This window comes from Pseudorhizobium banfieldiae, assembly GCF_000967425.1.
Lineage (GTDB): Bacteria > Pseudomonadota > Alphaproteobacteria > Rhizobiales > Rhizobiaceae > Neorhizobium > Neorhizobium banfieldiae.
On sequence record NZ_FO082820.1, the window covers coordinates 3,202,906 to 3,222,647 of the forward strand.

Consider the following 19,742-nt stretch of genomic DNA (forward strand, 5'->3'; position numbering starts at 1 on the left):
GTTCAAGTCCCCGGCTGTGCCATTGCCTCAAGCTGCTTCGCTTTCCTCGCGAGTATAGCCGAGGCTACCAGTGAAGCTGCTATCAGAAGCCACAGGACTACCGCAATCCAGCTTTTCGTGAAGAAGATTGAGATGTCTCCAAACGACTCAAGGCTCTTGACGAAGTAGATTTCCGCCGACGGGCCAAGAATGAAGCCGATGATGAAGGGTGCGACTTCGATCTTCAGCTTGACGAAGATCCAGCCGAGCACACCGAAGATGAGTACCGTCCACACGTCGAACATGATGCCGTAGTTGATCGTATAGGCACCGATCACGCACATCATAAGAATGACCGGATAGAGGATGTGCTTTGGAACTGTCACCACCATGGCGAACCAGCGGATGGCGAAGTACATCAGTATAAACATAGCGACGTTGGCAATGATCATAGCAATCATCATCGCGTTCCATGTTCCCGGATTGTTGCCGATGAACAATGGCCCCACCTGGATGCCCTGGAGTGCAAATGCCCCCACCAGGAGTGCTGTGGTAGAGTCGCCTGGAATCCCGAGAGACAACAAGGGCACGAGAGCGCCGCCGGTCAAGGCATTGTTACCTGCCTCGGTCGCAATGATGCCTTCAGCGGAGCCCTTGCCGTATTCCTCGGGATGACGCGAAGTGGTCTTCGCCGCTGTATACGAGAGGATCGATGCCGCCGAACCACCTACACCCGGCAGAATGCCCACAAAGGTGCCGATCGCGGATGATTGAAGGAGATTTCGAATCTGTCCCTTGAAGATCGAAAAGGAAAAGCGCGAGCTCTTGCCAACCTTGATCTCCCGGACCGACATGCTCTGCGGCATCCCGGTTTCGGCTTCCTCAAGGATGGCGCTCACCCCGAAAAGTGCAATCAGGACGGGCAGCAGCGAGAAGCCACCTTCCAGCCAGTATTCCGTCCCCGGCGGAATCAATCGAAAGTGCCCATTCCCGCCGTCGGTGACATCATAGACACCGACGAGGCTGACAAAGATGCCGAGGAAGCCGGAAAAGATGCCCAGAAGCAGGTTGCTCGAGAGAGCACCCATGACCGTAAGGGCGAACAGAATGATCAGAAACTTCTCCACATAGGAGAACTGGATGGCGAAATCCGCCAGCAGCGGGGCAAAGAAATAGAGCGCGATCAGCGACAGCATTCCGCCGACGAGCGACGCAATGATGCTGATGCGCAGTGCTTTTTCCCCTTCCCCCCTTTGGGCCATGGGATAGGCGTCGAAACAAGTTGCGATCGATGACGGGGTGCCGGGAATTCCAAGAAGTACGGCCGGTACCAAGCCGCCCGATATTCCGCCTACATACAAACCCAGAAGTAGCGCCAAACCGTTTTCCAGGCCCAGCGAGTAGGTCAGCGGCAAACAGACTGCCACAGCCATCGTCGCGGTCATTCCAGGGATGGCCCCGAAGATCAGACCTACAAAGGTTCCCCCGACGACCAGCGCCACGAAGAGCGGTGTGATCAGTTCAAAAACTTCCATGATCTTAGAGACCTCTGCTTACGGGAGCGTCAGGAAGAAGATTTCGCTGAGGAGCCACCAGGTCAGCAGCGGCGCGATGACGGCGACAATCAGCAGCGGAACAAGTCGGGACAGGCGACGATCATGGGTGAACAGGATGCCGCTCAAGGCCACGAAAGGAATGGAGCACAGCAGAAAACCCATGCCGGTATTTGGCCAGAGGTCCCCAACCGGAACCATCAGGACGAAATAGAGTACCGTCAGCACCAGGGCTCCGAAGAACCGCGTCTTGTCCATGCGGATGAACGTGTCGCGCCACATGGCCCCGGCGCCCAAAATCTCACGATTGCGCGTGACAACGATTACCACGCCGAGGATCAGCAGAGCGATGCCGATCAGCGTAGGGAAAATCAGATGCGAGGTCGCGAAGTCGATCTCGACTTTGGTCAATCCGCCCATGGCCGTTTCCAGTTCTAGTGAGGCATGACTTTCCCGGCCGGCACCGCCGGCCGGGGCACGCATGAGATCGCTATTCAGTCTTGAGCTGCTCGATCAGGCCGCCGATCGTCTTGCTCTTCTCGCTCAGATGCGCCTGGGCCTCAGCCTGCGACAAGTAGTTTGGAATGAAGAAGGCTTCCTTCTGCCGCTTCTCTAGATCGCCCTTCTGGTAGATTTCAGCCAACGCCTTGTCGATGGCCTCCATCTGCGCGGGATCCATCTCCTTGTTGTAGATCAGGAAGAACTCCTTATCGAAGACAAAGTCCTTTTCCCCGTCTAGTGTTACACTCGTCTCGGGGCTAGCATATTGCAGGAACTGGTCGCGAGTCGTGTTGCCCATGCCCTGTTCGGGCGCCTGCTCGAGTGTCTGGGGCCGTGCGGTTATCCAGATGAAGCGCATCGCCTTTGCGTCGTCGCCCGGCAACTGGGTAAACTGCTCGTTTGCCTGGATCGAGCCGTTGATCAGATCGGCCAACCCGTCCCACATAGCTTGGTTCTTGTCGGCCTGAGATCCGGTATTGACCGGAACGAAGTTTTTCTCCGAGCCGGGTGCACGCGTTTTGGCTGCATTGCGCATGGCAGTGAATCCGATCTCGGAGACGCCGCCCGGCTGAATGGCAACCCGGATCTGCTTGCCTTCTTCGGCAGCTTTGAACACGTCCTCCATGGTCTTGTAGGGCGAATCCGCTGGGACCAGGAACGCATCGCCCGGATTGATCGCAACGGTTGGCCCGATGGAGTAGTTTGCAAACGGATCTTCGTTGCCCGGCACGCCGTACAGGTAAGACAGATAGACCTGATCATGATGGAGCATGATCGTCGTGCCGCGCTTGTCGCGACCGAGCGCCTTGAGGCCTTCACTGGTGCCGACTGGATCCACCTTGACGTTGACTCCGAGGTGCTGGGAAAGCGCATCAGCAACCAGTGCCGCGTTCTGATAGGTGTCGCCGCCGGTCGAGGTCGATCCAATCACCATCCGGATATTGCGAGGCAGTTCCTGCGCAGCCGCTACAATGGGATGCGCCACCAATGCCGCGACACTAACGGCCGCCAATAGGGTCCTGCGTGTAAACATCTGAAAATCTCCTCCTTATTCGCGGTACGCGAACTATTTGATTGCGGTGAACGATGATCCTCCCGTTCACTTCGCGGGCGCAATGAATGCGCATTCATAGTGTTGCCCTCTTCAGTTCTGCATTGTCAAGTAGCCCCCAGCGGCTAATTTTATTGAGGCACTCACGCCGACATACCTTCTTGACAGTCTAAAATGTATGCGCATACATCGAGAGGAAACTGAGGAAGCGATATGAAAGACAAGGTCCGCAAAACTCCCGACACCCTGCGCTCATCGCGCTGGTTCGCGCCAGATGATTTGCGCAGCTTCGGCCACCGCTCGCGCCTCATGCAACTCGGCTATTCAGAAGAGGATTTCATGGGGAGGCCGGTCATCGGCATCCTCAACACCTGGTCCGAATTGAACTCTTGCCACGGACACTTTCCGGAACGCGTCAAGGACGTGAAACGGGGCGTCGCTCAGGCTGGCGGCTTCGCCGTCGAAATGCCATCTCTCTCGGTTGACGAGAGCTTCACCAAACCAACTTCCATGCTCTACCGCAACATGCTCGCCATGGAGGTGGAGGAGATGATCCGCTCCCACCCGCTCGACGGTGTTGTGCTGATGGGCGGCTGCGACAAGACCACGCCAGGCTTGGTCATGGGGGCACTGTCTGCTGGAGTGCCGATGATATTCCTTCCCGCCGGGCCTATGCTTCGTGGCAACTACGCCGGCAAGATCCTGGGCTCGGGGTCGGATGCTTGGAAATACTGGGACGAGCGGCGAGCCGGAAACGTGACGGATGCGGAATGGGTGGGCCTCCAGGGCGGAATTGCCCGTTCCGCCGGCGTCTGCATGACCATGGGCACCGCCTCGACTATGACCGCGATTGCCGAGGCTATGGGCCTCTCCTTCGCCGGTGCATCCTCCATCCCCGCAGTCGACTCAGGCCATGTGCGAATGTCGGCATCCTGCGGACGCCGTATCGTGGAAATGGTGTGGGAGGACCTTACGCCGGACAAGATCGTGACCGAGGAAGCGATCAGGAATGCTGCGATTGTCGCCATGGCGACAGGGTGCTCGACCAACGCCGTCGTTCACCTGGTCGCCATGGCGAGGCGGGCCGGCGTCGACCTCACACTGGACCACCTGGACGAGCTTGGCCGGACCACGCCATTAATCGCGAATGTGAGGCCCTCCGGAAAGGACTATCTCATGGAGGACTTCTACTATGCCGGTGGCCTTGCGGCATTGATGAAACAGATCGAGAGCAGGCTGGACGTCTCCTGTATGACGGTTACGGGCCGCACGCTCGGCGAGAATCTTCAGGGTGCGCAGGTCTATAACGAGGATGTCATCCGCCCCCTGTCTAACCCCGTCTACCACGAGGGGTCGCTCGCGGTCCTCAGGGGCAATCTCTGCCCCGACGGCGCCGTGATCAAGCCGGCAGCATGCGATCCGAAGTTTCATCTCCACGAAGGCCCCGCCATTGTCTTCGACAGCTATCCCGAGATGAAGAAGGCCATCGACGACGAGAATCTGGACGTCACGCCGGACCACGTGCTGGTTCTGCGCAATGCTGGCCCCCAAGGCGGCCCCGGTTTTCCGGAGTGGGGAATGCTGCCTATTCCGAAGGCGCTCATCAAGCAGGGACACCGTGACATGCTGCGCATTTCCGATGCACGCATGTCCGGCACTTCCTACGGCGCCTGCGTGCTGCATGTCGCACCGGAATCTTATATCGGCGGCCCCTTGGCGCTCTTGAAAACCGGCGATCGCGTCCGGCTCGACCTGCCAAACCGGCGGCTCGACATGCTGGTCCCCGAGGAGGAACTTGCCCAGCGTCGAAGCGCCTGGACCGCGCCCGCTCCGCACTACGATCGCGGTTACGGCTATCTGTTCTCCCGCCATGTCACGCAGGCCGACAAGGGCTGCGACTTCGATTTCCTGGAGCGCCAGTTCGGTGGCGCAACGGCCGAACCCTCCATCTTCTGAAGGTGCATGATCATGGCTCATTCTCTTGAACACGCGCTGACCGGCATTTCCGGCATCCTGGTCACGCCTTTCGGTAGGGATGGCGAGCTTGCGCCGCAGCGTCTTGTTCCCATCGTGGATCGTGCCCTGGAAGCAGGGCTGCACATGCCGGTTGTCAACGGCAATACCGGCGAATTCTATTCGCTGACCACGGATGAAGCTTGCACCATGGTCAGGGAGGTGTCCGGCATCGTCAACGGCCGCGCTCCGGTCCTTGCCGGCGTGGGGCGCAGCGTGCGTGACGCATGCCGCCTCGCAAAGGTGTCAGCAGACGCCGGCGCCGCAGCGTTGATGATACACCAGCCCCCGGATCCTTTTGTGGCTCCGCGCGGTATAGTCGATTATTTGAAGGCTGTGGCGGATGCCGCCGGGCTTCCCATGATGCTCTATCTTCGCAACGACGCCATTGGGACGGCGGCGATTGCTGAACTATGCGCGGTAGAGGGGGTGAAGGGCGTGAAATGGGCCACACCAAACCCGCTCAAGCTCGCGGAAGCCAAGGCCGCTTGCGATCCAACCATTGTGTGGGTCGGTGGACTTGCGGAAGTTTGGGCCCCGGCCTTCTACGCAGTTGGTGCGAGGGGCTTCACCTCCGGCCTCATCAATGTCTGGCCGGAACGCTCACTCCAGATCCACTCGGCACTCGAAGCGGGGAGTTATGCTGAGGCCAACCGTCTGATCTCCGAGATGAAGGCGTTCGAAGAGGTTCGGGCCGAGGAAATGAATGGCACCAACGTGACGGGAGTCAAGGCGGCGCTGCTGGCGCTTGGCCGTGACTGCGGGCCAACCCGCCCCCCGTCCGCATGGCCGTTGACGCCTTCGCAGCAAGACAAGCTCGACCACTTCATAGCGCGTAACGCGCTGACCTGACCCCATAGGTCGGGGCGGCGCCGAGAACCGCCAAGCTTTCCCAGATAATGAAGAAGGGAACTATCATGAACGAGGAACTGCGGCAGAAACTGATGGGCGTCTCCGTCGCCACGCTCGCCACCGCGCTCTATAAGCGGGGTCTAAGAAATCAGGTTATTCAGGATGTACGTCCCGTTGCGCAGAAGGGCCGCAACATGGTAGGGCCCGCCTACACGCTCCGCTATATCCCGGCCCGAGAAGACCGTAACCAGTTGAGCGAGTTCCGCAAGCCGACCCATCCGCAGCGCGTCGCGATCGAGACTTGCCCCGAGGGGCATGTGCTGGTTATGGACAGCCGCAAGGATCCGCGCGCTGCGTCGGCGGGAGACATCCTCGTCACACGCTTGATGATGCGCGGCGTGGCGGGCGTCGTCACCGATGGTGGCTTCCGCGATGCCGCAACGATCGGTGATCTCGATATTCCTGCCTATCACACCCGACCTTCCAGCCCGACCAACCTGACACTGCACGAAGCGTTGGACCTGAATGTCCCGATCGGCTGTGGTGACGTTCCAGTTTTCCCCGGCGATATCCTCGTGGGCGACGATGACAGCGTGATCGTCATTCCTCAGGACATTGCCGCAGAAGTGGCCGACGAAGCAGTTGAAATGACCGCCTACGAGGACTTCGTAGTGGAGCGAGTCAAAGAGGGCGCGGCTATCATTGGGCTTTACCCTTGCACGAAGGACGTGCATGCGGAGGATTTTGCCAAGTGGCGAGCGTCAAACAGACGATAGGTGAAGCACGCCAGATAGCAGGGTCTGAGACGATTCCCTAGACCAAGCGCTGCTCTAGTCTAGTGGCTTCATTTGCACTTAGGCGGCTCCTCGCAGAGGCTCAAGTGGGACCTGTCGCTGCCTGAACTGGCGACGTGATCCGGTTATGGCAGAGAAGCGGAGGGACCAATCTAAGGGACTTCAGCGGTGCAACGAACGAGTTCCAAGCGAGCGCATACAGAGACCATCTCTAATGACTCGCCGATGAAATCCGCCTTCCAGCACGGCTCCCCGCCGTCGGCAGCCGTGCCCCGCCCCCCAGATCAACGCGTCTACCCATGAGCTGCAACTCGCATTGCGGCGGACTGCGACGGAGCGGCCCTGTGCTGCGCCACTTCCTGTGGCGCAGCACAGCCGGCATTTTTTGATAGCCGGAACTTCGGCGGCCTGCCCAGCTTTCCGGCGGCCAGCGCCAACGCGTCGCCATGGGCCGCGCCATCGTGAGGGAGGCAACCGTCGGAGTCAGACCCGAGGATCTGGTCGTCTGTAATCCCGAGGACGCCTGGTTCGGCGGGAAACTTGCTGTTGCTGAGCGATTGGGTAGCCAGACTTACGGTTATCTCGAGACTGGCGACGCACGCATGCTCACGGTGGAGTTTCCTCGTGACACCACCATCAGCGTTGGCGATCTGATCCACGTGCGTCCAAATTTGGACGCTGTTCATGTGTTCGAGGAAGCTTCCGGGCGCAGGTTAAACTAACTAAGCGTTGAAAAGGCAAACGAGGATTTCTCCTGAGATGACCCGACCTATCATCTGCTCCCCGCAGCGATCGTGTAGCCGCCTGCAGCCGCTGCGGCAAGCTCAAGCTCGGCGACCGCCATCATAAGCGGCCCCACCCCCTTCGCATCATCGGCCACAACTGGCTCGGAAAGGTAGTATGCGGGCGTGCCATCGCGATAAGGCCCGGAGAGCGCCCCCAAACCCGCCACTTGGCAGATCCCGGTAAGCCGTATCAAACCGCCCTCTTCCAGGAGGCGCGTCCCAAGAAGTGCGTCAAGCGCTCGGCGTGCGCCGTTCTCAAGACGCTTGGTCTCCTCCGGTGCCAGAAGCTGGAGGCGGCATGCCGCGAGGGATGCGTAGGCAAACATTGCCGATGCGGAGGTCTCTTCATAGTTGCCGACGAGGTCCGGCGTATCGAGAACCTGGAGCCAGAGCCCTGATTCCTGTTGGTGCTGCAGGATGGCAAGCAGCACGGAGCGCGTTCGCTTCCGCAAAACCTTGGTCGCCGCGTCGTTGGGCAGAACGGCCAGGACATCGACCAGGGCCATAACCATCCAGCCCATGGCTCTCGCCCATACTGCGGGAGACTTTCCGGTCTCCTTGTCGGCCCAGGCCTGCTGCCGGCTCTCGTCATACCCGTGGACATGCAGCCCGCCTGGAGCCGCGGTAAGGACAAGAGCCGTCGCCAGCTGCTGGAGGGCATCGGTAATGCGCGGCTGTTCGTTGGCGGCAAGTGCGTATTCAACCTGGAAAGGAAGCGCCATGTAGAGGCCATCAAGCCAGACCTGATGCGGATAACGCGCCTTGTGCCAGTAGTTGCCGGCCAGGATCCGCGGATGACCATCCAACTGGCCGATCAGTCGCCGGGCCGCGGCCATGTAGCGCGCGTCCTTCGTCTCCCGATCGAGGAAAAGGAGAACACGGCCGGGCAGAATATTGTCTATGTTGAATTCGCGGGGATCATACCCAACCAACGCACCATCGTCCTGGACCTGTCGCGAGACCATCCTCATTAGGTGGTCAAGCCAGCGCGCCTCGCCGCTTGACTGGTAGAGAAGCATCAAGCCGCGATAGATGCAGCCGTCCTCATAGCACCAGGCGCCGTCCTTGTAGGGGTTGTACCGCTGGCAGAAGTGGTCGAAATAGTCCTTGTACATCATGATGCAGCCTGGAAGTTGGAGACCGAAAGCCTTGACGGCGACAGGAGGGTGGGGTCGTCACACTCGACGTGCGCGTGTTCATACACAATCATTTCGTGACGCATCGCCTGCACGCCGTCGGCCATGATGGGAGGCGCGGGTGCAGCTTCCGGGTCGAATGAATGGACACGCAGGTTGCGGATGGAAACATTGCGGATCGGCGCTTCCGGCAGGCCGAGAAAGGCACCCACGGCATGCCCGACTTCGTGGAGATCGATATCTTCCACGGCGATGCCATCTATCTCAGGCGTTCCTTCGTCGAGCGCTGCGGGCTGCCGCGATTGCACCCACTCGTCATGTCCGTCCGGATCGCAGTGGTAATGAGCATTGGCGGAAAATGCCGTCAGAACACCCTCCATCCGGACCCGCCTCATCGTGATGCCAGAGACGGAGCCGCCCCGGCCGCGCCTTGTCTTGAGGCGCAGCCCACGGTCCGTGCCGATCATTTCACAATCCTCGACCAGGACATCGTGCACCCCGCCGGACATCTCCGATCCGATGACCACTCCGCCGTGGCCCCGTTCCATGAGGCAGTGCCGAATTTGCACATCGCGCGTCTCGCGCAGATGCGCCGCTTCCCCACATGGCCCTCGCTTGCCGGCCTTTATGGCTATGCAATCGTCTCCCACCGTGAACCGCACCCCTTCGACCCGAATCTCTGACGATCCCTCGGGGTTGAAGCCGTCGGTATTCGGGCTGTCGTGCGGCGCCTCTATCGACAGGCACGCCGCGACCAGTCGGTGGCAGCCTTGTGGATGAATTATCCAGGACGGCGCGTTACGGATCGTGAAGCCAAACAATGTGACGTCGGAACAGTCTATAAGATGAAGGCCGCGGGCGCGGCGGGCACCGTCACGGGTTTCCTTCGCCCAGCCCCACCAGTCGCCCGCATTGCCCGCGCCATCCAGGATGCCTTTTCCCTCCAGGACCAGTCGCCTCGCACCGATGGCATGCAAGGGCGCGGCGAAGCAGGCAGCCGGCTCTCCCTCCCAGCTGCCGAGCAAATGTCCAGCATTGTCCCGAGCGGGGAAAACAGACCAGCTGTCGCGGCTGCTGGGTGAGCACAGTTCCGCACCCTCCGCCAGGTGGAGGGTCATGTCCGACCGCAAGGTGACCGGCAGCGCCGTCCATCGGCCGGGACCAATTCGCAAGGTGCCGCCAACGGGCAGATCGGCAATCGCAGCCTGCAATGCATCGGCGTTTCTCAACGCCGCAGCAGTGTCCTGCGCCGAGACATACGGAAGCAGGCCATAGGCCGCCGCCTCGACGAGCCCGCTGCACTCCCTTGTTCGGAACTGCAATGAGCCCAGACCTTCGACCTCAAGCAGGTAGGCGGTACCGGGGCTCAACATGTCCAGGAGCGTGACCGCCCTGTCGGTCCGGCCCTCCCAGGCGAGGTTGTCGCCGTTCGTCGCGCGCAGACGCCACGATACCGGGTCGGGTAGATAATAGCGTGCACCGGGCACGGCAATTCGTATCGCGGCCATCCTCGCGGAAACCGCAACGGTAACAAGGTCCGTCATGCTCTCGTCTCTGAAGAGGCCCGCCGCTCACGCGGCGGGCGATTTCAATGCTCAGTCGAATTCCGCCAGAACGTCGTTCACGCCCTCGATGATCTGTTCCGCAGCCTGCTGCGCATCGAGCTGCCCGTAGGCGTATTCTTCGAGGGTATCGAGGAAGATGCCGCGGATTTCGGGGTTCTCGTTGAACGGCGAGACGGTCGGACCCGACGATGCCATGACGATGGCGTTCGCCTCCCGGACTTCGGCATCGCCTTCGTTCCCAAGCCGCGCGGATGCTGCTTTGGAACCCGGGATGCCTCTTGTGGTGCCGAGAGCATCGATACCTTCCGGCTCGTTTAGCAGGCAGTTGAGTATCTCGGCCGCCGCATCTGGGTTTTTGGAATGCTTGGAGATCGAGAAAACCATGGACGGCTTACGGTAAATGCCGTCGGTCACGGCACCTTCCACCTTGAGCAGCGGGAAAGGCTTCAAGACCTGTCCCTCCTTCAGAGGCGCCGAGTATTTCTCAAATGTGGAGTCCCACTCGTAGGAACCGGCGATCCGACCGTCAGCCCATTCAGGTTTTTCAAAGAGGTTGACGTTGCCATCGGCCGCCTCCTCCTTCTGTGACCGCATTACGCCTTCGGCGACCAGCGTTCCCAGAAAATCAATCCCCTCGGCCAGCTCTTCCGGTGTCCATGCGACGCGGTTTGCCTCCGCATCAACCATGTCCTTACCCGTCTTCTGCACGACGACCATCGTGGTTACCAGCTGGGCCGTCTCCTTCACCGCGTTGAAGGTGTAGTGGTCGTTGCCGAGCTTCTCCTTGACCGCCTTCGTGGCCGTTAAAAGCTCATCCCAGGTCGTCGGTATGGCCACCCCTGCCTTCTCGAACGTCGTGGTATTGAAGAAGAAGACGCGTCCAGTGGTCGAGACTGGAATTCCCTGCAGGACGTCGTTCATGGAGCCCGACTCCAACTCTGCGTCTGTCCAGTTCGACAGATCGAGAGGCTTCAAGCTTCGAAGATCGGCAAACCCGTCGCCATTCTTGGAAAACAAGGGCAGCCACGGCCAGTTCACCTGGACGATATCGGCCTCCGTACGACCAGCCATCTGCGTCGTCAGCTTCTCAAGATAGCCGTCGAAGCCGGTAAACTCACCCTTCACGGTATGTCCATGTTTGGCGCCACAGGCCTCAAGCGCCTTCTGGGTGGCGACGTGCCGGCTCTCGCCGCCCCACCATGACATCCGCAAGTCAGCGGCCGTTGCCATGGTCGTGAGGCTGAGGGTGATGATAGCTGTGCTTGCGAGCACTGATGAGACTCTACGATTGAACATGCTTTCCTCCTTTGGTTCAGGCCGCCAGGCTGCCTCCTCGCAGCGAGACGTTGCGGCCGTCGGATTTGTCGAAAATATGCAGGCTATCGAAACTGGGGCGGAGGTGGATAAACTCCCTCCGTCCGATGTCTTCGAATTCCGGGGCTCCCACCACACTGACCAGCCGGTGCCCCTCACAATCGGCATGGAGATAGACTTCGTGGCCCATGAACTCCGCATTGGTCAGTCGCGCTTTCAACGCCGGTCCACCGTCCGCCAGGGAAAGGTGCTGAGGCCGGATGCCCAGTACGACCTGTTGCGGCCGCACCGACAGACGCCCGGCCAGATCGCCGCCCATCGGCAATCTTTGACTGCCCACGACGAAATCGCCGCCCTCCATCGCGCCGTCCATGAGGTTCATCTCCGGCATTCCAATGAAGCCTGCAACGAACAGATTGGCGGGATTGTTGTAGAGTTCCTTCGGCGTCGCCACCTGCATGATGCGACCCGATTCCATGACGCAGATCCTGTCTCCCATCGTCATTGCTTCCGTCTGATCATGGGTGACGTAAACGACGGTAGACGACAGACCCTCTGCCTTCAGCTCCCGGTGCAGATCGGTGATGCGGACACGCATGGAGGCGCGAAGCTTGGCATCGAGGTTGGAAAGGGGTTCGTCGAACAGGAATACGCCAGGCTTCTTGATCAGGGCCCGCCCCAGGGCGACGCGCTGCGCCTGCCCGCCAGACAACTGCTTGGGCAGCCGGTCCAGCAACGGCTCGATCTCCAGGATGCGGGCGACCTGCTCGATCGCCGCATCGATCTCGGCGCGAGGTCGACCGGTGATCCGGAGGCCAAAGGCGAGGTTTCCCCTGACCTTCATGTGCGGATAAAGCGCGTAGTTCTGGAACACCATGGCGATAGAACGCTTGGCCGGAGGCAGATCATTGACGCGGCGGTCGCCAATGATGATCTCGCCGCCGCTGATCTCCTCCAGCCCCGCGATCATCCGAAGCGTCGTCGACTTGGCGCACCCCGAAGGTCCAACCAGGACCATGAACTCGCCGTCCCTAATGTCGAGGTTGATGCCGTGGACCGCCTTCAGCGTGCCGCCGTAGACCTTCTCGAGGTTTCGCAATTGAACGCGTGCCATGTCAGCCTTTCCTACCTCCGGCAGAAATGCCTTCGATGAAGTACCGCTGGGCGGCAAAGAAGACGACCAGTGCAGGAGTGATCGTCAGGACCGACATCGCCAGGATGCGGTTCCATTCGAAGGCTTCGGTTGTATCTATGGAGAGCTTGAGAGCGAGGCTCACCGGGTATTTGTCGACCGAGGAGATGTAGATCAGCGGGCCGAGGAAGTCGTTCATCGTCCACATGAACTGAAAGAGGCAGACTGAAATCAACGCCGGGGCGAGCATCGGCACGACGATGAACACGAGCGTCTGCAGACTGTTGGCGCCATCGACGCGCGCTGCCTCCTCCATGTCCCGGGGGAGCGACCGTAGAAACTGAACAAGCATGAAGACGAAGAATGCATCGCCGGCGAGCGCCGAAGGCACCCACAGCGGCAGGAAGGTATCGAGCCAGCCGAGATCGCGAAACAGGATGTATTGCGGAATGCGGGTGACCACGTTCGGCAGCAACAGGACCGCAATGACCGAGCCGAACAGGACCTTCTTGAACGGGAAGTCGAAGCGGGCGAAGGCGTAAGCGGCCATGGTGCAGGAAATGGCCGTGCCGATCACCTTGGGAAGGATGATCAGGAACGAGTTCCAGAAGAAGCGGCCGAAGGTATAGGGCGTCGACGTCTGCCAGCCCTTCACGTAGCCATCCAGCGTCGGGCTTTCCGGCAGAAAGCCGGCGCCTGAGAAGATCTCCGAATTGGTCTTGAAGCTCGCGCCGACCAGCCAGATCAGCGGATAGAGCATCAGGAACCCGACGGCAAACAGGAGCGCGTAGCGAATGGTCGCGGAGATGAGATCCCATCTTGCACGACGCATTGCCGCCATTTCGTCGGAGGCGTCGACGGCTGCCTTGTTCAGGTGGACATCGGCCATGGTCAGCTCCTCTTGTCGCCAGCGTAATAGACCCACTTCCTGGAGGACCAGAAGGCGACGAGGGTCAGGGCCATGATGATGACGAAGAGCACCCAGGCAATCGCCGAGGCGTAGCCCATGTTGAACTTCTTGAACGCCTCCTCATAGATGTAGAGCGGGAGAAGATATGTGGACTTCAGGGGTCCGCCTTGCGTGATGATGTAAGGGCCGTTGAACTCCTGGAACGCCTGGACCATCTGCATCACCAGGTTGAAGAAGATGACCGGCGTCAGCAGCGGCAGGGTGATGAAGATGAAGGTCGTGACCTTGCCCGCGCCATCGATGGCTGCCGCCTCATAGAGCGACTTGTCGATGGACTGAAGGGCCGCAAGGAAGATCACCATCGCGGATCCGAACTGCCAGCAGCGCAGCAGGCTGATCGTGAAGAGCGCGTTCGTGGGATCGCCGAACCAGTCCACCGGAGCAAGCCCGAGGCCGGCCAGCGCCATATTCACAAGTCCCTCGCTCGCAAACAGGTAGCGCCACAGGACCGCGATGGCGATCGACCCGCCGAGGATGGAAGGCACGTAGAAGGCCGTGCGGAACAGGTTGATGAACTTCAGCTTGTAGTTCAGGATTGCGGCGATGAAGAGCGCGAATGCAAGCTTCAGGGGCACCGTCAGGAATACATAGATCAGCGTCACGTTCAGGGACTTGATGAAGGTCCGGTCTCTCGTGAACAGACGCTCGTAGTTGGACCAACCGGTCCAGTTCGGTGTGTTCATCAGGTCATATTTCGTGAAGCTGAGATAGAAGGAGGTCAGGAACGGCACCGCCGTGAACACCACCAGGCCGATCACGTATGGCGTCAGATATCCGTATCCCAGCAGCCGCTGTCCCCTCATCGCGACCATCCTGAGATGCTTCGCGCGGCGGTGCAATGATTCACGTTTTCGTACAAATCATGGCTCCCGGACCAGCAGGGGCAACAGGACATCCATGTCCGGCAACCACCTTCTGATCTCCTCCCAGATCGAAATTCGCTCCTCCGAGCATTGCACCAGTGACTAGACCCCAATTCTCCGCCAGAATAAATAAACAAAGATGGGGAAAAAGATGGACGAAATCGAAGGCGGCATCCTGGCCAGCATCCCTGCCACGGCTTTGACCTTGACCATGACCCGCGCCACCATTCGGATGGAGCATTCCAAAACCTGGAGGATCGACAAGATCAATCCGGTCGACGATCTGGTGATCTGCCTCGAAGGACAAGGAGAATACCTGATCGACGGGCATCGCATGACCATGGAGCCGGGAGATGCGATGCTGATCAGCCGGGGCCAACGCTTCCAGGGTTGGAACGAGGGGACCGTCACCTATACCGGGATCGCGCAGCATTTCACGCTGGATATCTATGGGCGACATGATCTGATCTCGCAGATGGATCTTCAGCCCAAGGTGCGCCTCAGTCGGTGGCCGCTCGTCGAGCCGCTCGTGCGCCATTACCGGCAAAGTGCTCCGCCCTCCTCCGTCACCCTCAGCCAGCACCATCTCTTCATGTATCTGCTGATTGCCTACATCGAGGACGCGTTCCTGGGCTGGCGTGACCGCGCCGCATACCAGACGGAGGGAGCCGATGCATTGGATCTTGCCGTCGTCAAGGCCGCGACCATGATCGCGGCCAATCCCCTCGATGGCGAGATCGCTGCCAAGGCGATCAGCGCTTCCCCCTTCAATCCCGACTATTTCCTGCGTGAGTTCAAGAAGCGCGTCGGGCGAACGCCCAGGAAGTATCAGGAGTTCAAGCGGATGGAACGCGCCATGCACTTCCTTGAGGCGGGTCTGCCCGTGGCGGAGGCGGCGGCGGAGGTCGGATATGCCGATCCCTATTATTTCTCCAGAATGTTCAAGCGGACCATCGGCCTCAGCCCACGCGATCACGTCAACCGCGTCCGGCAAAACCGCCACGGCGGGCTCCTCGGCTTCGACGAGCCCGAACAGGATCGCCTGATGAATGCCGCCCACGCGCCGCGATCGGAGGGGGATGCGGCTATGGCAGTTACGTGATGATCCTTATCATAGACCAATAGGCGACTTCGAGGCTGCGGCCAGTTCCGATGCAATCCATTGCGGTCCGTCCATACACCGGCATCTCTCCAGGCAGGCCGAGGCCGAGAGACGCGGTCGCGAACGATGCAGAATCGCGCAGACTGTGATCAACGCCCAGGCTCTTGGCCAACATCGTCCTTTCGCAGCACTCCGCGCTGATACGACAGGTTCGTCGCGCCCAGAAACGCAAAAAGCCCAGCGGAGGGGGCTCTTGTCGGTTGTAGCGGGATCTTTGGTTGCGGGGGCTTGATTGCACCGAGGCTTGAACCGGTGTTTTATCAGTTCTCGCTACGCACTCCCCGATCGGCCCCCTCAATCGACCCAAGCAATGGCCGAGAAGTCGATCATGCCCCTGCAGAAACCCATGTGCGTGCCGCTGAAAGAAGCGGATGAACTCGTAGCCGCCGAAGCTTACGACCGGCCGATGAAGATCTTTGAGAACTTCATCTTCAATCCGCCCGTGCTCAAGGCGCGCAACCTCATTGACGAAGGGGCGATTGGAACGCCGATTTCCATTCGCATGAAATCAAACCCTGTCCGCCGCCCGACCGCTTGGCAGGTACCGCCGCTGATTTCTACCCCTCCGCAACTCCATCGATTAACCAGAAGCTGGACCGGAACTACATTGCGTAGCAATTAAAAGAGCTTTGCTCTGACGCCGAAGCAGCCGATGCCGATCGACACCTCACCGCAGGAGGGCATCTCTCAGCCGCGTCGTACTTCTCGCCTGAAGATCAAGGTCCGCTTCGATGTGGTCGATGTGGTGAAGCATAAGGCGTTTGGCTTCCTGCTCGTCGCGCCGCTCCAGCGCGTTGAGGATGGCGAGATGTTCAGTGTGGCCGCAACTTGACGTACCAGACCGCCCATAAAGAGCGATGACGAGCGACGAGCGAGCCACCAGTTCATCCATGAAGCGTTCCAGAATGGCGTTTCCGCTCATGGACGCCAGCAGAAGGTGGAAGTCGCCGGATGCCTTGATTTCCGCGCGTCGAGCAACGGCACCTCGTTCACTGAGATAGCGGCTTTCTTCATGAAGCTGTTCTCGCAGCACATCGGCCATCTTCGAAGTGAACCGTCCTATTACCGCGGAGATCACGCCGGGCTCGATCAGACGGCGCGATGCAAAGACGTGCTGCGCCTCTTCTGGTGAAGGATTGGCGACAAATGCTCCGCGGTTTCGCTCCAGCCGGACAAGGCCTTCAAAAGATAGCATCTGCAGCCCTGCACGGGCGACGGTGCGGCTTACGCCGAAGAGCGAACCGACCTCACTCTCCGTAAGCTTGGTCGCGGGCGCCAGCCGTCTGTCGATGATCGCGTTGCGGAGCGCATCGCGAATAGCGAGTGAGCGATCTTTACCGGCAGACTCGGCGGACTTGATGTCTTTCTGGATGTTCATTGGGCGATCCTGGATCGCACTCTTCTACAGGCTCCTCCAGAACCTGCCAAGTGTTCACGAAACAGCATTGAGATTGCATACAATTTGATCATGTCTGTGTCGTGATTTTGCGCAAGCTCTTCAGCCCCTGGTGCTTGTGTATTCGAAAGAGCCTGTTTTCCTCCTGCTTTAGCTGCTCACTGCCAGTCTTTTCCGATCTGGCACGGTCCCTGCATAGAAGTCATTGCAGGGGAACAGCGATGAGCAAAGCATCTGAAATAGACATTGCATCCGTAACCAAGGTCTATGGCACCACCACCGCGGTGGAAGCCATCAGCCTCAAGATCCCTGGTGGGACCTATTGCTGTCTGCTCGGTCCTTCCGGATGCGGAAAGACCTCCACGCTCCGAATGATTGCCGGGCATGAGACGATCAGCAGCGGCGACGTTCGCCTCGGCACCATCGTGGTGACGGACCTCCCTCCGGCGCGGCGCGGAACGGCTATGATGTTCCAGTCCTACGCCCTCTTCCCCCATCTCGACCTGGTCGACAATGTCGCCTTCAGCCTCAAGATGAAGGGACTACCCAAGGTCGAACGCCGGGCGAAGGCGATGGAAATGCTCCAACTGATGGAGCTGCAAGCCTATGCGACACGTAAGCCAGCGCAGCTTTCCGGCGGGCAGCAGCAGCGTGTCGCGCTGGCACGTGCACTCATCACCAATCCTCAGGCACTCCTTCTCGACGAACCCCTTTCCGCGCTTGATCCCTTCCTCAAGGTTCGGATGCGGGCCGAACTGAAGAAGCTTCAGACGTCGCTGGGGATTACCTTCGTTCACGTGACACACAGTCAGGAAGAGGCGATGGCGCTCGCCGACCTGATCGTCGTGATGAACGATGGCCGGATCGAACAGGCCGCACCGCCACGGACGGTCTTTGAGCAGCCGGCGACCGCATTCGTCGCCAGGTTCATGGGCGACCACAACGTCATCTCCGGGCGCATCACCGACCGCCGGAACGGAGTCATGACCATTGCTGTCCCACAGGGTGGCACGTTCGTCGCCGGGGACAACAGGATGCCCTTCAGCGACACGGCGGATCTCGCCATCCGCACCGATCGCGTCCGGATCGGAACTGAGGACATAAACGGCCTCGGCTTCACGGGCTCGGTGAGCAACATCGAGTACCGCGGTGCCTCGGTAAAGCTCACCGTCGCCGGCGCCGGTCTGGAGGATTTCACCATCCTGCTTCGTGACCGGGATTTCTTCGCCAATCCCATCCGCGTCGGCGAAGCACTGCCTCTTTGCTGGGGAAAGGAGGACGTCATCGTCCTCGGACGCACTCAGCACTGACTTCACAGAAAAAGAAAAACGGCCACCGCCAACAGAGGAGAAGAAAAATGACCACCACTCAGTACGCAGAGAAAAAAGGCATCTCCCGACGCGCCCTTCTCAAGACGGGTGCAGCAGCAGCAGGCCTGGCAGCAGGCTCGGGGGCCATCACCGGTTTCCCGACCATCTGGGCCCAGTCCAACATCACCCTTCGTCAGTTCGGAACCGGCGTCTCGAACATCAATGCAATCGCCGAGCAGTGCAAAAAGGACCTTGGCATCACGCTTGAGATGACGGCGACGGATTCTGACGCCGCCGCGCAGCGCGCCGTGACCCAGCCAAACTCCTACGACATCGCCGACATCGAATACTGGATCCTGAAGAAGGTCTATCCGACCGGTGTGATCCAGCCCATGGAAACCGCGAAGCTGAAATACTACGACAAGGTCGTGCCGCTCTTCAAAAACGGCAAGCTCACCCCGGACAGCGTCATCGCGCAGGGAACGGCGCCGCACACCGTCGGCTATGTCGAGACCAAGGACGCCAAGACCTTCGCTTCCGGCGAGACCGAGCTCTTCACCATGATGCCGACCATCTACAACGCCGATACGCTCGGCATCCGGCCTGATCTCGTCGGCCGTGAGATCACCACCTGGGCCGACATCATGGATCCGGCCTTCAAGGGCAAAACCTCGATCCTGAACATCCCTTCGATCGGAATCATGGACGCGGCGATGATCATGGAAGCCATGGGCAACATCAAATATGCCGACAAGGGCAACATGACCAAGGAAGAGATCGACGCCACGATCGATTTCCTTATCAAGGCCAAGCAGGAGGGCCAGTTCCGCGCCTTCTGGAAGTCCTTCGACGAGTCGGTCAACCTCATGGCTTCGGGCGAAGTGGTGATCCAGTCCATGTGGTCGCCAGCCGTTGCCGCCGTCCGCTCCAAGGGGATCGCCTGCAAATACCAGCCGCTAAAGGAGGGTTACCGCTCCTGGGGTGGCGGCCTCGGTCTCGCCTCGCACCTGTCGGGCGCACAGCTCGATGCGGCCTACGAGTACATTAACTGGTACACCTCGGGCTGGGTTGGCGGCTATCTCAACCGCCAGGGGTACTATTCCGCCTGCATGGATACCGCCAAGGAATACATGTCGGCTGACGAATGGGGCTACTGGATCGAAGGCAAGCCAGCTGCAGGTGATATCCTTTCCCCAGAAGGCAAGGTCATGGAAAAAGCCGGCGCCGTCCGTGACGGCGGCTCGTTCGAAGAGCGCATGGGCCACGTCGCCTGCTGGAACTCGGTGATGGACGAAGACCGCTACATGGTCCGCCGCTGGAACGAGTTCATCGCAGCTTGATTACCTCGCGGCCGGTGCGAAGCTGC

The 19,742-nt window shown here is 59.9% G+C and carries 17 protein-coding genes and 1 pseudogene; 8 read left to right on the plus strand and 10 right to left on the minus strand.

All coding sequences use genetic code 11. The features are described from left to right. Positions 1-2: 2 nt before the first annotated feature. The 3 genes from NT26_RS15685 to NT26_RS15695 form a co-directional block, all read right to left on the minus strand. Complete coding sequence (locus tag NT26_RS15685; RefSeq protein ID WP_052640122.1) at positions 3-1,514, minus strand: tripartite tricarboxylate transporter permease; 1,512 nt, start codon at positions 1,512-1,514, stop codon at positions 3-5. Positions 1,515-1,532: 18 nt separating this feature from the next. After that, entirely contained in the window at positions 1,533-1,952 is a 420-nt protein-coding gene (locus NT26_RS15690; RefSeq protein WP_052640124.1) for a tripartite tricarboxylate transporter TctB family protein, read from the minus strand. A gap of 70 nt (positions 1,953-2,022) precedes the next feature. Continuing rightward, positions 2,023-3,066 carry a type 2 periplasmic-binding domain-containing protein gene (locus NT26_RS15695; RefSeq protein ID WP_052640126.1) on the minus strand — a complete coding sequence of 348 codons (1,044 nt, stop codon included), beginning with the start codon at positions 3,064-3,066 and terminating at the stop codon, positions 2,023-2,025. Between the two features lie 231 nt (positions 3,067-3,297). Here NT26_RS15695 and araD point away from each other — a divergent pair, with 231 nt between their 5' ends. The 4 genes and pseudogenes from araD to NT26_RS22435 form a co-directional block, all read left to right on the plus strand. Then, the gene (araD, locus tag NT26_RS15700; RefSeq protein WP_052640128.1) at positions 3,298-5,040 is read left to right on the plus strand and encodes an L-arabinonate dehydratase; all 1,743 of its coding nucleotides are present in this window, start codon (positions 3,298-3,300) and stop codon (positions 5,038-5,040) included. 12 nt (positions 5,041-5,052) lie between these two features. Continuing rightward, positions 5,053-5,949 (plus strand): dihydrodipicolinate synthase family protein, encoded by an 897-nt coding sequence (locus NT26_RS15705; protein ID WP_052642258.1) that lies wholly within the window; start codon positions 5,053-5,055, stop codon positions 5,947-5,949. Positions 5,950-6,014: 65 nt separating this feature from the next. Then, positions 6,015-6,725 (plus strand): ribonuclease activity regulator RraA, encoded by a 711-nt coding sequence (locus NT26_RS15710; protein ID WP_052642260.1) that lies wholly within the window; start codon positions 6,015-6,017, stop codon positions 6,723-6,725. 419 nt (positions 6,726-7,144) lie between these two features. Then, positions 7,145-7,465: pseudogene (locus NT26_RS22435) on the plus strand (TOBE domain-containing protein); the annotation flags it as partial. A 50-nt stretch (positions 7,466-7,515) separates the two neighbouring features. Here the strand turns inward: NT26_RS22435 and NT26_RS15720 are convergent. From NT26_RS15720 to NT26_RS15745, 6 genes are all read right to left on the minus strand, one after another. Continuing rightward, entirely contained in the window at positions 7,516-8,646 is a 1,131-nt protein-coding gene (locus NT26_RS15720; RefSeq protein ID WP_052640132.1) for a glycoside hydrolase family 88/105 protein, read from the minus strand. Next, positions 8,643-10,208, minus strand: a complete 1,566-nt coding sequence (gene pglA, locus NT26_RS15725) for a polygalacturonase PglA (protein ID WP_052640134.1) — start codon at positions 10,206-10,208, stop codon at positions 8,643-8,645. The genes NT26_RS15720 and pglA overlap by 4 nt, the downstream gene beginning before the upstream one ends. A gap of 51 nt (positions 10,209-10,259) precedes the next feature. Next, complete coding sequence (locus NT26_RS15730) at positions 10,260-11,459, minus strand: ABC transporter substrate-binding protein (RefSeq protein WP_425287736.1); 1,200 nt, start codon at positions 11,457-11,459, stop codon at positions 10,260-10,262. Positions 11,460-11,541: 82 nt separating this feature from the next. Continuing rightward, positions 11,542-12,657, minus strand: coding sequence for an ABC transporter ATP-binding protein (locus NT26_RS15735; protein ID WP_052640138.1), 1,116 nt, complete (start codon positions 12,655-12,657; stop codon positions 11,542-11,544). A 1-nt stretch (position 12,658) separates the two neighbouring features. Beyond that, positions 12,659-13,564: a carbohydrate ABC transporter permease gene (locus tag NT26_RS15740; protein ID WP_052640140.1), complete on the minus strand. Its 906-nt coding sequence runs from the start codon at positions 13,562-13,564 to the stop codon at positions 12,659-12,661. A gap of 2 nt (positions 13,565-13,566) precedes the next feature. Further along, entirely contained in the window at positions 13,567-14,448 is an 882-nt protein-coding gene (locus NT26_RS15745; RefSeq protein ID WP_052640142.1) for a carbohydrate ABC transporter permease, read from the minus strand. Between the two features lie 211 nt (positions 14,449-14,659). Here NT26_RS15745 and NT26_RS15750 point away from each other — a divergent pair, with 211 nt between their 5' ends. After that, positions 14,660-15,610 (plus strand): AraC family transcriptional regulator, encoded by a 951-nt coding sequence (locus NT26_RS15750; RefSeq protein ID WP_052640144.1) that lies wholly within the window; start codon positions 14,660-14,662, stop codon positions 15,608-15,610. Positions 15,611-15,980: 370 nt separating this feature from the next. After that, positions 15,981-16,292 (plus strand): Gfo/Idh/MocA family oxidoreductase, encoded by a 312-nt coding sequence (locus tag NT26_RS15760; protein WP_052640148.1) that lies wholly within the window; start codon positions 15,981-15,983, stop codon positions 16,290-16,292. 45 nt (positions 16,293-16,337) lie between these two features. On the opposite strand, the gene NT26_RS15765 is transcribed toward NT26_RS15760, so the two are convergent. Then, positions 16,338-17,048, minus strand: coding sequence for a GntR family transcriptional regulator (locus tag NT26_RS15765; RefSeq protein ID WP_052640150.1), 711 nt, complete (start codon positions 17,046-17,048; stop codon positions 16,338-16,340). 239 nt (positions 17,049-17,287) lie between these two features. Between NT26_RS15765 and NT26_RS15770 the strand changes: the two genes are divergently transcribed. Then, positions 17,288-18,376, plus strand: coding sequence for an ABC transporter ATP-binding protein (locus NT26_RS15770; RefSeq protein WP_052640152.1), 1,089 nt, complete (start codon positions 17,288-17,290; stop codon positions 18,374-18,376). A 47-nt stretch (positions 18,377-18,423) separates the two neighbouring features. Continuing rightward, positions 18,424-19,716: an ABC transporter substrate-binding protein gene (locus NT26_RS15775; protein WP_052640155.1), complete on the plus strand. Its 1,293-nt coding sequence runs from the start codon at positions 18,424-18,426 to the stop codon at positions 19,714-19,716. Positions 19,717-19,742: the final 26 nt, after the last annotated feature.

Bases quoted from the DNA above. Each gene is read 5' to 3' on its own strand.
- pglA (WP_052640134.1), bottom strand. From the start codon at position 10,208: ATGACGGACCTTGTTACCGTTGCGGTTTCCGCGAGGATGGCCGCGATA.
- NT26_RS15740 (WP_052640140.1), bottom strand. From the start codon at position 13,564: ATGGCCGATGTCCACCTGAACAAGGCAGCCGTCGACGCCTCCGACGAA.
- NT26_RS15770 (WP_052640152.1), top strand. From the start codon at position 17,288: ATGAGCAAAGCATCTGAAATAGACATTGCATCCGTAACCAAGGTCTAT.
- NT26_RS15730 (WP_425287736.1), bottom strand. From the start codon at position 11,459: ATGGCAACGGCCGCTGACTTGCGGATGTCATGGTGGGGCGGCGAGAGC.
- NT26_RS15760 (WP_052640148.1), top strand. From the start codon at position 15,981: ATGGCCGAGAAGTCGATCATGCCCCTGCAGAAACCCATGTGCGTGCCG.
- araD (WP_052640128.1), top strand. From the start codon at position 3,298: ATGAAAGACAAGGTCCGCAAAACTCCCGACACCCTGCGCTCATCGCGC.
- NT26_RS15695 (WP_052640126.1), bottom strand. From the start codon at position 3,066: ATGTTTACACGCAGGACCCTATTGGCGGCCGTTAGTGTCGCGGCATTG.
- NT26_RS15705 (WP_052642258.1), top strand. From the start codon at position 5,053: ATGGCTCATTCTCTTGAACACGCGCTGACCGGCATTTCCGGCATCCTG.
- NT26_RS15745 (WP_052640142.1), bottom strand. From the start codon at position 14,448: ATGAGGGGACAGCGGCTGCTGGGATACGGATATCTGACGCCATACGTG.
- NT26_RS15720 (WP_052640132.1), bottom strand. From the start codon at position 8,646: ATGATGTACAAGGACTATTTCGACCACTTCTGCCAGCGGTACAACCCC.
- NT26_RS15765 (WP_052640150.1), bottom strand. From the start codon at position 17,048: ATGAACATCCAGAAAGACATCAAGTCCGCCGAGTCTGCCGGTAAAGAT.
- NT26_RS15710 (WP_052642260.1), top strand. From the start codon at position 6,015: ATGAACGAGGAACTGCGGCAGAAACTGATGGGCGTCTCCGTCGCCACG.
- NT26_RS15685 (WP_052640122.1), bottom strand. From the start codon at position 1,514: ATGGAAGTTTTTGAACTGATCACACCGCTCTTCGTGGCGCTGGTCGTC.
- NT26_RS15775 (WP_052640155.1), top strand. From the start codon at position 18,424: ATGACCACCACTCAGTACGCAGAGAAAAAAGGCATCTCCCGACGCGCC.
- NT26_RS15750 (WP_052640144.1), top strand. From the start codon at position 14,660: ATGGACGAAATCGAAGGCGGCATCCTGGCCAGCATCCCTGCCACGGCT.
- NT26_RS15735 (WP_052640138.1), bottom strand. From the start codon at position 12,657: ATGGCACGCGTTCAATTGCGAAACCTCGAGAAGGTCTACGGCGGCACG.
- NT26_RS15690 (WP_052640124.1), bottom strand. From the start codon at position 1,952: ATGGGCGGATTGACCAAAGTCGAGATCGACTTCGCGACCTCGCATCTG.